We start from the raw sequence: 12,298 nt of genomic DNA on the forward strand, positions 1-12,298 counted from the left end.
CCGACGCACGACCTTGAGGTTGCACACACTCATGACCGCGATTTCTCTCGGTATCCCCTCTGTTCCGACCCGGCTCGCCGAGCGCCGCAAGAGCCGGCAGATCCAGGTCGGCAGCGTGGCCGTCGGCGGTGACGCACCCGTCTCGGTGCAGTCGATGACGACGACCCGTACGTCCGACATCGGCGCCACCCTCCAGCAGATCGCCGAGCTGACCGCCTCCGGCTGCCAGATCGTCCGGGTGGCCTGCCCGACCCAGGACGACGCCGACGCGCTCGCCGTCATCGCCCGGAAGTCCTCGATCCCCGTGATCGCCGACATCCACTTCCAGCCGAAGTACGTCTTCGCCGCGATCGACGCCGGCTGCGCCGCGGTCCGCGTCAACCCCGGCAACATCAAGCAGTTCGACGACAAGGTCAAGGAGATCGCCCGGGCCGCGAAGGACGCGGGCACCCCGATCCGCATCGGCGTCAACGCCGGCTCCCTCGACGCCCGCCTCCTGAAGAAGTACGGCAAGGCCACCCCCGAGGCGCTCGTCGAGTCCGCCCTCTGGGAGGCGTCCCTCTTCGAGGAGCACGACTTCCGCGACATCAAGATCTCGGTCAAGCACAACGACCCGGTCGTCATGGTCGAGGCCTACCGCCAGCTCGCCGCCCAGTGCGACTACCCGCTGCACCTCGGCGTCACCGAGGCCGGCCCCGCCTTCCAGGGCACCATCAAGTCGGCCGTCGCCTTCGGAGCCCTGCTCTCCCAGGGCATCGGCGACACCATCCGGGTCTCCCTCTCCGCCCCGCCGGCCGAGGAGATCAAGGTCGGCATCCAGATCCTGGAGTCGCTCAACCTCCGCCAGCGCCGCCTGGAGATCGTCTCCTGCCCGTCCTGCGGCCGCGCCCAGGTCGACGTCTACAAGCTCGCCGAGGAGGTGACCGCCGGCCTCGACGGCATGACCGTCCCGCTCCGCGTCGCCGTCATGGGCTGCGTCGTCAACGGCCCCGGCGAGGCCCGCGAGGCCGACCTCGGCGTCGCCTCCGGCAACGGCAAGGGCCAGATCTTCGTCAAGGGCGAGGTCATCAAGACCGTCCCCGAGTCGAAGATCGTCGAGACCCTCATCGAGGAAGCCCTCAAGATCGCCGAGCAGATGGAGAAGGACGGCGTCGCCAGCGGCGAACCGACCGTCGCCATCGCCGGCTGAGCCCCTCCGCGAAACCCCGCCGCCCTCCGGGACGGCGGGGTTTCGCCATGAGCGGGAGCCCTCCCCGGATCCTGGGGGTAAGGTGCCAGGACCAGAACCCGCACGGTGAGGCCCCCTCGTGTTGACTCAGACCACCACCCGGGTCCTCGAACCCGCCGACCTCGGCGCCGCACTCGCCGTCCTGGAGAGCGCCCCCGTCGAGAACGCCTTCGTGACCGCCCGCGTCCGCGTCGCCGGGCTCGATCCATGGCGGCTGGGCGGCGAGATGTGGGGCTGGTACACCGAGGGCCGGCTCACCTCGCTCTGCTACTCCGGCGCCAACCTCGTCCCGATCTGCGCCACCCCCGAGGCGGTCCGCGCCTTCGCCGAACGAGCCCGCCGGATCGGCCGCCGCTGCTCCTCGATCGTCGGCCCGGCCGGACCCACCGCCGAGCTGTGGCGGCTCCTCGAACCCTCCTGGGGCCCCGCCCGCGACGTCCGCGCCCACCAGCCCCTCATGGTCGCCGAGGAGCCCTCCGCCACCGTCGCCCCCGACCCGCTCGTCCGCCGGGTCCGCAAGGACGAGATGGACGTGATCATGCCGGCGTGCGTCGCCATGTTCACCGAGGAGGTCGGCGTCTCCCCGCTCGCCGGCGACGGCGGCCTGCTCTACCAGGCCCGCGTCGCCGAGCTCGTCGGGGCCGGCCGCTCCTTCGCCCGCATCGACGACGGCAAGGTCGTCTTCAAGGCCGAGATCGGCGCCGCCACCCGCCAGGCCTGCCAGATCCAGGGCGTCTGGGTCGCCCCCGAGCACCGGGGGAGGGGCCTCTCCGAGACCGGCATGGCCGCCGTCCTCCAGTACGCCCTCGCCGACGTCGCCCCGGTCGTCAGCCTGTACGTCAACGACTACAACACCCCCGCCCGCGCCGCCTACCGCCGGGTCGGCTTCCGCGAGACCGGCGCCTTCATGAGCGTGCTGTTCTGAACCGTCGGCCGCTTGTAGGGTGCGCCGCATGGACGCCGCCGCCCTCGCCGTGATCGGACCCGTCAACCTCGCCGCCCGGGTGGACGAGGCGCTCGCCGTGCAGGCGGTCGCCTTCGGCCTCGACGCCGAGGAGGTCGCCGTGCGCCGCCACATCGTGCTGCGGCACCTGATGAACCCCGGCGCCCGCGCCTACGGGGCCACCACCCCCGACGGGCGGCTCGTCGGCTTCGTGTACGGGATGCCCAACGACCGCGCCCACTGGTGGTCCACCGTCGTGGAGCCGTACCTGCGCGCCACCGGCACCGCCGACTGGCTCGACGCCTCCTTCGTCATCACCGAGCTCCACGTCCACCCCGACTTCCAGGGCCTCGGCCTCGGCCGCGGGCTGATCACCACCATCACCGACACCGCCGACGAGAAGCGCTCCATCCTCTCGGCCATCGACACCGAGTCCCCGGCCCGCGGCCTCTACCGCTCCCTCGGCTACACCGACCTCGCCCGCCGGGTCCACTTCCCGAGCGCCGCCCGCCCCTACGCGGTCATGGGCGCGCCGCTCCCGCTCCCGCGCCGGAACTGATTTCTCGCGGACGGGGCGGCCCGGCTAACCTCGGGCCCATCAGCAGTCACCCCGGCAGGAGTACGAGAACCATGGCCAACGCACCGGTCCAGCGCATGTCCCAGTTGATGGCGAAGACGCTGCGCGACGACCCGGCGGACGCCGAGGTCCTCTCCCACAAGCTCCTCGTCCGCGCCGGCTACGTCCGCCGCACCGCCGCCGGCATCTGGAGCTGGCTGCCGCTCGGCAAGAAGGTCCTCGCCAACGTGGAGCGGATCGTCCGCGAGGAGATGGACGCCGTCGGCGCCCAGGAGGTCTCCCTCCCCGCCCTGCTGCCCCGCGAGCCCTACGAGGCCACCGGCCGCTGGGACGAGTACGGCGCCGAGCTCTTCCGCCTCCAGGACCGCAAGGGCGGCGACTACCTCCTCGGCCCCACCCACGAGGAGATCTTCACCCTCCTGGTCAAGGACCAGTGCTCGTCCTACAAGGACCTGCCGGTCATCCTGTACCAGATCCAGACCAAGTTCCGTGACGAGGCCCGCCCCCGCGCCGGCATCCTGCGCGGCCGCGAGTTCCTCATGAAGGACTCCTACTCCTTCGACACCGAGGACGAGGGCCTGAACCGGTCCTACGGCGTGCACCGCCAGGCCTACCAGCGGATCTTCGAGCGCCTCGGCCTCGACTACCGCATCTGCGCGGCCACCGCCGGCGCCATGGGCGGCTCCAAGTCCGAGGAGTTCCTCGCCCCGGCGGAGGCCGGCGAGGACACCTTCGCCGACTGCCCGAACTGCGACTTCGCGGCCAACACGGAGGCGGTCTACCAGGAGGTCAAGGCCGTCGACGGCTCCGCCGTCCCCGCCGCCGAGGAGATCCCCACCCCGGACACCCCCACCATCGAGACCCTCGCCGCCTCCCTCGGCGTCCCGGCCTCCGCCACCCTCAAGAACCTCCTGGTGAAGGTCGACGGCGAGATCGTCGCGGTCGGCGTGCCCGGCGACCGCGAGGTCGACATGGACAAGGTCGAGGAGCACTTCGCACCGGCCGTCGTCGAGCTGGTCACCGAGGCCGACTTCGCGGTCCGCCCCGACCTGGTGCGCGGCTACGTCGGCCCCCAGGGCCTGGAGAAGGTCACCTACATCGCCGACCCGCGCGTGGCCCCCGGCACCTCCTGGATCACCGGCGCCAACAAGGAGGGCACGCACGCGAAGAACGTCGTCGCGGGCCGTGACTTCGAGGTGTCCGAGTACCTCGACGTGGTCGTCGTCGAGGAGGGCGACCCCTGCCCCAAGTGCGGCACCGGCCTCAAGCTGGACCGCGCGATCGAGATCGGCCACATCTTCCAGCTCGGCCGCAAGTACGCGGACGCGCTGAAGCTCGACGTCCTCGGCCAGAACGGCAAGCCCGTCCGCGTCACCATGGGTTCGTACGGCATCGGCGTCTCCCGCGCCGTCGCCGCGCTCGCCGAGCAGACCGCCGACGACAAGGGCCTGTGCTGGCCGGCCGAGGTCGCCCCCGCCGACGTCCACGTCGTCGCCGCCGGCAAGGCGCTCCAGACCGAACTGGCCCTGGAGGTCTCCGACAAGCTCTCGGCCGCGGGCCTGCGCGTCCTGGTCGACGACCGCGCGGGCGTCTCCCCGGGCGTCAAGTTCACCGACGCGGAGCTGATGGGCGTCCCGAAGATCCTCGTCGCCGGCCGCCGCGCCGCGGAAGGCGTCCTGGAACTGAAGGACCGCCGCACCGGCGAGCGCGAGGAGCTGACGGTCGAGGAGGCCCTGGAGGCCCTCACCGCCTGATCCCCCGGCCGCTTCGACCACGCGCGTGCCCTACGCTCACTCGTCTGTTTGATCTTTCGAATGAGGGTGGGGCACATGCGTATCAGAAGAAGACTGGCGGGATGGGCCGCCACGGGGGCCATGGCGGCCGGACTGGTCGCCGCGGTACCGACCACGGCGGCCGTCTCCGCCGAGGCGCCGGTGGGCACGCCGCCGGTACGGACGATCACGTACAACGTCTGCGGTGCGAAGACCGACTGCCAGAGCGAACTGGGCCTCGGCGCCTGGGCCAACGGCGTCGTGGGGCACATCACCGACTGGGACAGCGACGTCGTCATGCTCCAGGAGATGTGCAAGGGCCAGTACGACGAGCTGCGGAAGTTCCTGCCGGGCTACGCCGGCGTGTGGGCGAGCAACCGGACCGCCTCCGGCTGTTCCAAGTGGGGTCCGGACGAGACCTTCGGCCAGGCACTCCTGGTCAAGGGCCCGCAGAGCCAGGTCGCCGGGATGTCGGCCGTGGTCACGCCCGGCACCGAGCCGCGCTCGGTGGTCTGCGCCAAGGCGCCCGTCGAGGGTCGTGTCGTCCTCGCCTGCGGCACCCACCTGAAGCGCGACGACGCCAGGCAGAACGACACCCCGGCGCTGATGGAGCGCATCGACGACTGGGCGAACGGCCTGCCGGTGATCCTCGCCGGGGACTTCAACGCCGCCCCCGAGTATGCGCACATGGACCCGGTGTACGCCGGACGGCCGGGCACCCTGTCCCTCATCGAGGCCGGATGTGGCGACACCCCCTGCCGGACCGGCGACGACACGGTCATCGGCAGCGACGGGAACGACTCGAAGTTCGACTACGCCTTCTTCACCCGGCAGGACTTCCGCGACCTGCGGAGCGAGACGCTGGAGACCGGCCTCACCAAGGTGCGGGACCACCTGCTGCTCCGCTCGGCCGGGTCGTTCCGGGACCGCCCCGCCCCCGTCACCGGGGACCTCACCGGTGACGGCGTACGCGACCTGCTGGCGGTCCACGAGGACGGCACGCTGCGTCTGTACCCGGGGCTCGGCAACGGCCGCTTCGCCTCCTACCGGGTCATCGGCAACGGCGGCTGGGGTGCCGCCGACGTAAGCCACCGCGGCGACTGGACCGGCGACGGCCGCGAAGACGTCGTCGCCCGCATCGGCGACAACCTCTGGGTCTACCCCAACACGGGTGACGGCCGCCTCGGCGAGCGCATCCCGATGGGCGCCCGGCCCGCCGGCTGGCAGAGCGCCGACGTCCTCGCCGCGGGCGACGTCGACGGCGACGGGCAGCCCGACCTGGTCGGCCGCAGCGTCAACGGCCTCTACCTGCACCGCGGCAGCGTCGGCGTCAACCCGGCCCTGCCGAAGAACGCCGTCGTCCTGGGCGGTACGGAATGGGCGCCCGCCGCGCTGCCCGAGATCCTCGCCCCGGGCGACGTGAACGGCGACGGCCGCGCGGACCTGTGGGCGCGCGCCGCCGACGGCCGGTTCCGTCAGTTCCTGTCCGCCGGAGCCGCGGCGCTCCCCGCGCCCACCGTCATCGGTACCGCCGGCACGGCCGCGTACCCGCTGTCCGGCACCGTCGGGGACGCCGACGGCGACGGCCGCGCCGATCTGCTGCTCACCGTCGCCCCCGGCACGACCGGCACCGGCGACCTGCGGTTCCTGCCGGGCAACGCGACCGGCACCGGCTTCGGCTCACCCGTCACGATCGGCACGGGCGGCTGGGGCTCGATCCCGGCGCTGCGCTGATTTCTAGGCGGCGTCCCAACGCCGGCCGCGCGGCGCCGGGTCCACCGACGGGCCCGTGAGGTCCTCGACGGGAGGCAGCGGATCCGGCGGCGCGGGGGCCGCGGGCGGCGGGGGTTCCGGGGTCGCGCGCTCCAGGAAGCGGAGCAGTTCCACCGGGATCGGGAGGACCAGGGTCGAGTTCTTCTCCGCCGCCACGGCCATGACCGTCTGGAGGAGCCGCAGCTGGAGGGCCGACGGTGCCTCCGCCATCTGGTGCGCCGCCTCCGCCAGCTTCTTCGAGGCCTGGAGTTCCGCGTCCGCGTTGATCAGGCGGGCGCGGCGCTCCCGGTCCGCCTCCGCCTGGCGGGCCATGGAGCGCTTCATGGTCTCCGGCAGCGAGACGTCCTTGATCTCGACGCGGTCGATCTGCACGCCCCACCCGATCGCGGGGGAGTCGAGCATCAGCTCGAGGCCCTGGTTGAGCTTCTCGCGGTTGGAGAGCAGGTCGTCGAGGTCGCTCTTGCCGATGATCGACCGCAGCGAGGTCTGGGCCATCTGCGAGACGGCGAACTTGTAGTCCTCGACCCGCACCAGCGCCTCCGCCGCGTCGACCACCCGGAAGTAGACGACGGCGTCGACGCGTACCGTCACGTTGTCCCGGGTGATGCCCTCCTGCGCGGGCACCGGCATCGTGACGATCTGCATGTTGACCTTGTGGAGCCGGTCCACCGCCGGGACGATCATCGTGAAGCCGGGTCGGCGCACCTCGCCCCGCAGCCGGCCGAAGCGGAAGACGACGCCCCGTTCGTACTGCTTCACCACGCGGGCCGCCGCACCGACGTAGGCGACGGCGGCCACCCCCGTCGCCGCTGCGGCCATCAGGAGTTCTTCGATCATCACGGCCCCCTGGGAAAGGGATACGAAAAGGGTATTCCCTTCCCGGGGGCCGCGAACGCGGAGCCGGACCGGGAACCTCAGAGCCAGCCGGCGAACTCCAGGAGCCATTCGGCCTCCTGCCGCCGCCCGGCGGCCAGCGCCCGCGTGCCGGCCTCGACGGCCCGGAAGAGCGTCCAGCCGCGCAGCCGCTCCCGGTCCACGTCGAGGGAGTCGGCCAGCTTGTTCACCCGCCGCCGCGCGGCCGGCGCGCCGGCGGAGGAGGCCACCAGGTCCTCGACCCGGTCGCGGACCAGCCGGGCCAGGTCGTAGGCGCGCTCGCCGACGAGCGGGTCGGGGCCGACGGCGAGCCAGGGCGTCCGGTCGCCGGCGAGGACCTTGCCCTGCCGGAAGTCCCCGTGCAGCAGCAGCTCCTCCGAGGTCCCGGCGAGCAGCTCCTCACGGGCGGCGAGCGCCGACGCGACGAGCTCGCCGGCGGTGGCGTCGGAGCCGTGCGGCCGCATCGCCCCGGCCTGCCGGGCGGTCCGCTCGGCCAGCGGCTCGAAGCCGTGCCCGGCCGGCGGCTCGACCCACAGCTTCCGTACGGTCCCGGCGGCCTCCAGGAGCGCCTTGGCCTCCGGCAGCGAGCGCAGCGACACCTCCGGGTGCAGCCGTTCGAGGACGAGGGCGTCCTCCGGGGCCTCGGCGCGGAGCTGGACGGCGCCCCAGCCGTTCCAGTGGGCGAGGGCGTCCCGCTCCAGGGCCGGCCGGGCGAACGGCGGCGCGATCTTCAGCGCGGCGGGCGTGCCGTCGGCCTCGCGGACGAGCAGCACCAGGCTGCCGCGCCCGCCGGGGGCGACCACCCGCTCGACGGTCAGCCCGGCCTCCTCGGGAAGCCGCGCGGCGAGGCCGGGGAGCCGCCCCAGCCACTCGGCCGCGGCGGTCTCGCCGTACTTCTCGTGGAGCGCCGTGACCAGTCGCCGGGGCGCTTCGAAACCCATGTGCGTGCCTTGTTCCTTCTCCTTGGGCGGGGCGATCAGAGCTGGTGGGGGCCGGGCTCACACCCGCTCGGCGAGCCCAGGAAAGGTTACGTCGCTGCCGCGCCACCGCACCGCGCGGACGGCCGCCTCCCGGAGCGCGGCGGCGGCCTCGCGGCGCACGGCGCCGTCGCCGGCCCGCACCAGGTCGGAGTAGACCCCGGCCACCCGGTCCTCCAGGACGGCCGCGAGCCGCTCCGCGCCGGCGGGGTCGGCCACCCGGAACGGCAGCTCGTACGCGGCGGCCGCGGCGACCGGCGTGCCGCCGAGGTCGCGGACGGTGCGGCGCAGCGCGTCCCGGCGGGCCCGGTGGGCCTCGTAGCCGGCGGTCGCCTCGGCCCGGCGCTCCTCGGCGACCCGGGCGCCGACGACCCCGTAGCCGTAGACGGCGGCGTGCTCGGCGGCGAGGGCGGCCTGGGCCGCGTCGAGGGGGGCGCTCATGCGCGGGCTCCTTCGGTGAGGAGGTAGGCGTGGGCGGCGCCGGCGGCGGCCACGGAGGCGAGCAGCCGGGCGTACTCGGGCGGCGCCGCGAGCAGCTCGGCGGTGTGCGCGTCGGAGGCGGCCCGCGCGGCGGCGGCCAGCTCCCGCAGCGCGGCCTCCGGCTCGGCGGGCACGGCGGCCACGGCGGTGCCCTCACCGGCGCCCGGGGTCGCGGTGGACGGGCCCGGGGCCGGGCGGTCGCCCTCGCCGAGGGCGACCGCGTGGGCCGCGACGGAGGCGCGCAGCGGGGCCACGCGCGCGTGCAGCGCGGGATGGGCGGCGAGGACGGCGTCGTAGCGGGCGAGGAGGGTCCGGGAGGCGGTCACCGCGCGGCGGCGGAGGGCCGCCTCGGCGCGGGCCACCCGTTCGGCCTCGCGGGCCGCCGCCTCCTCCGCGGCGCCGGGCCGGCGGGGCCCCGCGTCCCCGGAGGTGCACCCGGTCAGGGCCGCCGCGGCGGCCGAGGCCCCCGCCACGAGCAGGGCGCGTCTGCCCGTCGTCGTCACGCTCTCTCCCTCAGCATTCAGGACCCCTCCCGGCCGCCCCGTCGAAGATCACCGCAGGCGAGCGTACCCGCGGGGCCCCCGACGGTGGACGGCAACACCCTCCGGGACCGGATACCCTTGATCCGACACGCAGCGAGAAGCAGCGACGAGCGACGTACCCACAACAGCACACGCGGCCGAGGAGTCACCCGGATGAGCACCACCCAGAGCGACAGGCTGCGCGGACTCATTGAGCCGCTCGTCCACGCGGAGCACCTGGATCTGGAGGAGATCGAGGTCTCCCGGGCCGGCCGCCGCGGACTGCTGAGGATCGTCGTCGACTCGGACGAGGGCGTCGAGCTGGACGCCTGCGCGGAACTGAGCCGCGCCATCTCCGCGAAGCTGGACGAGACCGACGCCATGGGCGACGGCGAGTACGTCCTGGAGGTCAGCTCCCCGGGTGCCGACCGTCCGCTCTCCGAGCACCGCCACTACGTCCGGGCCACCGGCCGCCTCGTGAAGCTCCGGCTCGCCGAGGGCGGGGACCTGGTCACCCGCATCGTGGCCGTGGACGAGGACGGCATCGACACCGAGGTCCCGGGCGTGAAGGGCCGCAAGGCCACCGCCCGCCGGGTGGAGTTCGCCGAGATCGAGAAGGCGCGTGTCGAGATCGAGTTCAACCGCAAGGACAAGAAGGAAGAGGAGGCGTAGCCGTGGACATCGACGTGAAGCTCCTGAAGGGCTTGGCACAGGAGAAGGAAATCTCCTTCGAGATGCTGGTCGAGGCGATCGAGTCGGCCCTCCTCATCGCGTACCACCGCACGCCGTCCGCCCGCCGCCACGCGCGCGTGGAGCTGGACCGGCTCACCGGTCACGTGACGGTGTGGGCCGAGGAGGACCGGGCCGACCTGGAGGAGGGGCAGGAGCCCAAGGAGTTCGACGACACCCCGTCGGACTTCGGCCGTATCGCGGCGAGCACCGCCCGCCAGGTCATCCAGCAGCGGCTGCGCGACGCCGAGAACGACGTCACCTTCGGCGAGTACGCGCGCCGGGAGGGCGATGTCGTCGCCGGTGTGGTGCAGCAGGGCAAGGACCCGAAGAACGTCCTCGTCAAGCTGGACGACAAGCTGGAGGCCATCCTGCCGGTGCAGGAGCAGGTGCCGGGCGAGGAGTACACGCACGGCCTGCGGCTGCGTACGTACGTCGTCCGGGTCGCCAAGGGCGTCCGCGGTCCGTCCGTGACGCTCTCCCGCACCCACCCCAACCTGGTGAAGAAGCTCTTCGCGCTGGAGGTGCCGGAGATCGCCGACGGTTCCGTCGAGATCTCCGCCATCGCGCGTGAGGCGGGTCACCGCACCAAGATCGCGGTCCGCTCCACCCGTTCGGGCCTGAACGCCAAGGGCGCCTGCATCGGCCCCATGGGCAGCCGGGTGCGGAACGTGATGGCCGAGCTGCTGGGCGAGAAGATCGACATCGTCGACTGGTCGGACGACCCGGCCGAGATGGTGGCGAACGCCCTCTCCCCGGCCCGGGTCTCCAAGGTCGAGGTCGTCGACGCCGCCGCCCGGTCCGCCCGGGTGACGGTCCCGGACTACCAGCTTTCCCTGGCCATCGGCAAGGAGGGCCAGAACGCCCGCCTGGCCGCCCGCCTCACCGGCTGGCGGATCGACATCCGCCCGGACACCGAGGTCCAGGGCGAGGAGGGCTGAGCGGCCCACCGCAAGCCTTCGATCGTTTTTGGCCAACAGGTGTTCGATTTTTGCCCCAAACGGGTGAGGTCGGCCCGGGGAGGTAGACTTAATCGTGTCTGGCCGGACGCATGCCCGCGCGTGCCCTGAGCGAACCTGTGTGGGATGCCGGGAGCGAGCGGCCAAGAGCGAACTGCTGCGGATCGTGATGGATAAGGGCGAGTGCGTCCCCGATCATCGCGGTACGCTGCCCGGCCGGGGTGCGTACGTGCACCCCGCCTTGCACTGTCTCGACCTGGCGGTCCGCCGACGGGCGTTCCCGAGGAGCTTCAAGGCCCCGGGACCGCTCGACACGGCGGCCCTGCGGGAACACATCGAGCAGGCCGCCCAGGCGGCACCGCAGTGAACAGGAAGTACGGCACGGAACACCGTGCGGTCAGGTACCTCGCGAGTCGGAAGTAGGTCGAGATTGCGATGAGCACTCGATGAGTACGCGATGAGTACGCCCATGAAGTAGCGACGGTCCGGCGGTAACCGGACCTATAAAGGAGCGATGTGGCTAAGGTCCGGGTATACGAACTCGCCAAGGAGTTCGGTGTGGAGAGCAAGGTCGTCATGGCCAAGCTCCAGGAACTCGGTGAGTTCGTCCGTTCGGCGTCCTCGACGATCGAGGCGCCGGTCGTGCGCAAGTTGACTGACGCTTTGCAGGGTCCCGGCGGTTCCGCCGGCAAGACCGCTGCCAAGCCCGGCGCGCCCCGCAAGGCGGCGCCCGCCCCCAAGCCGGCCGCGCCGGCGCCTTCGGCGCCCGCCGCCGCGCGTCCCGCCGCCCCGAAGCCTGGCGCGCCCACCCCGGCGCCCAAGCCCGCGGCGGCCGAGAAGCCCGCGACGCCGGCCCCCGGCCCGCGTCCGACCCCGGGTCCGAAGCCCCCGGCTCCCGCGCCCAAGCCGGCGCCCGCCGCCCCGACTCCGACCAACCCGGAGTTCACCGCGCCTCCGGCGGCTCCGGCCGCGGGTGGTCAGCGTCCCGGCGGTGCCGCCCCCGGCCCGCGTCCGGCCGGTGCCCGTCCGGGCCAGTCCGCGCCGCGCCCGGGTGGTCAGCAGGCCCCCCGTCCCGGCCAGCAGGCCCCGCGTCCGGGCGCTCCGCGTCCGGCCGGCCCGCGTCCGGGCAACAACCCCTTCACCTCCGGCGGCTCCACCGGCATGGCGCGCCCGCAGGCGCCCCGTCCCGGCGGCGGCGCTCCGCGTCCCGGCGGCCCCGGCGCCGTTCCGGGTGCCCCGCGTCCGCAGGGCGGCCCCGGCGGCGCCCCGCGCCCGCAGGGTCAGGGCGGCGCCCGTCCGACCCCCGGTGGCATGCCCCGTCCGCAGGCTCCCCGCCCCGGCGGCGCGCCCGGCGGTAACCGTCCGAACCCGGGCATGATGCCGCAGCGTCCCGCTGCCGGCCCGCGCCCCGGTCCCGGCGGCCGTGGTCCCGGTGGCCCCGGCGGCCGTCCGGGTGGTCCCGGCGG

The 12,298-nt window shown here is 73.5% G+C and carries 13 protein-coding genes; 9 read left to right on the forward strand and 4 right to left on the reverse strand.

Translation table 11 applies throughout. The annotated features are described in order from the left end of the window. Positions 1-31: 31 nt before the first annotated feature. From ispG to IE245_RS21150, 5 genes are all read left to right on the forward strand, one after another. Positions 32-1,189, forward strand: a complete 1,158-nt coding sequence (gene ispG / locus IE245_RS21130) for a flavodoxin-dependent (E)-4-hydroxy-3-methylbut-2-enyl-diphosphate synthase (RefSeq protein WP_189949888.1) — start codon at positions 32-34, stop codon at positions 1,187-1,189. A 118-nt stretch (positions 1,190-1,307) separates the two neighbouring features. Then, on the forward strand, positions 1,308-2,153 hold the full coding sequence (locus IE245_RS21135; protein WP_189949890.1) for a GNAT family N-acetyltransferase: 846 nt from the start codon (positions 1,308-1,310) through the stop codon (positions 2,151-2,153). A gap of 28 nt (positions 2,154-2,181) precedes the next feature. Then, a complete protein-coding gene (locus IE245_RS21140) occupies positions 2,182-2,730 on the forward strand; it encodes a GNAT family N-acetyltransferase (RefSeq protein ID WP_189949892.1) in 549 nt (182 codons plus the stop codon). 71 nt (positions 2,731-2,801) lie between these two features. Beyond that, a complete protein-coding gene (locus IE245_RS21145; RefSeq protein WP_189949894.1) occupies positions 2,802-4,502 on the forward strand; it encodes a proline--tRNA ligase in 1,701 nt (566 codons plus the stop codon). Positions 4,503-4,577: 75 nt separating this feature from the next. Further along, entirely contained in the window at positions 4,578-6,254 is a 1,677-nt protein-coding gene (locus IE245_RS21150; protein ID WP_189949896.1) for an FG-GAP-like repeat-containing protein, read from the forward strand. Between the two features lie 3 nt (positions 6,255-6,257). Here the strand turns inward: IE245_RS21150 and IE245_RS21155 are convergent, their stop codons facing one another. The 4 genes from IE245_RS21155 to IE245_RS21170 all read right to left on the reverse strand — a co-directional run bounded on the left by IE245_RS21155 (position 6,258) and on the right by IE245_RS21170 (position 9,126). Next, positions 6,258-7,130, reverse strand: a complete 873-nt coding sequence (locus IE245_RS21155; RefSeq protein ID WP_229851420.1) for a slipin family protein — start codon at positions 7,128-7,130, stop codon at positions 6,258-6,260. 77 nt (positions 7,131-7,207) lie between these two features. Next, positions 7,208-8,107: an aminoglycoside phosphotransferase family protein gene (locus tag IE245_RS21160; protein WP_189949897.1), complete on the reverse strand. Its 900-nt coding sequence runs from the start codon at positions 8,105-8,107 to the stop codon at positions 7,208-7,210. Positions 8,108-8,164: 57 nt separating this feature from the next. Continuing rightward, positions 8,165-8,584, reverse strand: coding sequence for a ferritin-like domain-containing protein (locus IE245_RS21165; RefSeq protein ID WP_189949898.1), 420 nt, complete (start codon positions 8,582-8,584; stop codon positions 8,165-8,167). Then, entirely contained in the window at positions 8,581-9,126 is a 546-nt protein-coding gene (locus tag IE245_RS21170; RefSeq protein WP_189949899.1) for a hypothetical protein, read from the reverse strand. Before IE245_RS21170 ends, IE245_RS21165 begins: the two co-directional genes overlap by 4 nt. A 192-nt stretch (positions 9,127-9,318) precedes the next feature. Between IE245_RS21170 and rimP the strand changes: the two genes are divergently transcribed. The 4 genes from rimP to IE245_RS37145 form a co-directional block, all read left to right on the forward strand. Then, on the forward strand, positions 9,319-9,816 hold the full coding sequence (gene rimP / locus IE245_RS21175; protein WP_189949900.1) for a ribosome maturation factor RimP: 498 nt from the start codon (positions 9,319-9,321) through the stop codon (positions 9,814-9,816). Between the two features lie 2 nt (positions 9,817-9,818). Beyond that, entirely contained in the window at positions 9,819-10,814 is a 996-nt protein-coding gene (nusA, locus tag IE245_RS21180; protein ID WP_189949901.1) for a transcription termination factor NusA, read from the forward strand. A 94-nt stretch (positions 10,815-10,908) separates the two neighbouring features. After that, positions 10,909-11,199 carry a YlxR family protein gene (locus tag IE245_RS21185; protein WP_189949902.1) on the forward strand — a complete coding sequence of 97 codons (291 nt, stop codon included), beginning with the start codon at positions 10,909-10,911 and terminating at the stop codon, positions 11,197-11,199. Between the two features lie 149 nt (positions 11,200-11,348). Then, on the forward strand, positions 11,349-12,298 hold a 950-nt coding region (locus IE245_RS37145), incomplete at its 3' end, for a translation initiation factor IF-2 N-terminal domain-containing protein (protein WP_229851427.1).

It is taken from the genome of Streptomyces roseolus (assembly GCF_014649855.1).
GTDB lineage: Bacteria > Actinomycetota > Actinomycetes > Streptomycetales > Streptomycetaceae > Streptomyces > Streptomyces roseolus.

What these genes read in the sequence shown, in the direction of transcription:
- IE245_RS21150 (WP_189949896.1), top strand. Translation starts at nt 4,578, where the DNA reads ATGCGTATCAGAAGAAGACTGGCGGGATGGGCCGCCACGGGGGCCATG.
- IE245_RS21155 (WP_229851420.1), bottom strand. Translation starts at nt 7,130, where the DNA reads ATGATCGAAGAACTCCTGATGGCCGCAGCGGCGACGGGGGTGGCCGCC.
- IE245_RS21145 (WP_189949894.1), top strand. Translation starts at nt 2,802, where the DNA reads ATGGCCAACGCACCGGTCCAGCGCATGTCCCAGTTGATGGCGAAGACG.
- rimP (WP_189949900.1), top strand. Translation starts at nt 9,319, where the DNA reads ATGAGCACCACCCAGAGCGACAGGCTGCGCGGACTCATTGAGCCGCTC.
- IE245_RS21160 (WP_189949897.1), bottom strand. Translation starts at nt 8,107, where the DNA reads ATGGGTTTCGAAGCGCCCCGGCGACTGGTCACGGCGCTCCACGAGAAG.
- IE245_RS21165 (WP_189949898.1), bottom strand. Translation starts at nt 8,584, where the DNA reads ATGAGCGCCCCCCTCGACGCGGCCCAGGCCGCCCTCGCCGCCGAGCAC.
- IE245_RS21140 (WP_189949892.1), top strand. Translation starts at nt 2,182, where the DNA reads ATGGACGCCGCCGCCCTCGCCGTGATCGGACCCGTCAACCTCGCCGCC.
- ispG (WP_189949888.1), top strand. Translation starts at nt 32, where the DNA reads ATGACCGCGATTTCTCTCGGTATCCCCTCTGTTCCGACCCGGCTCGCC.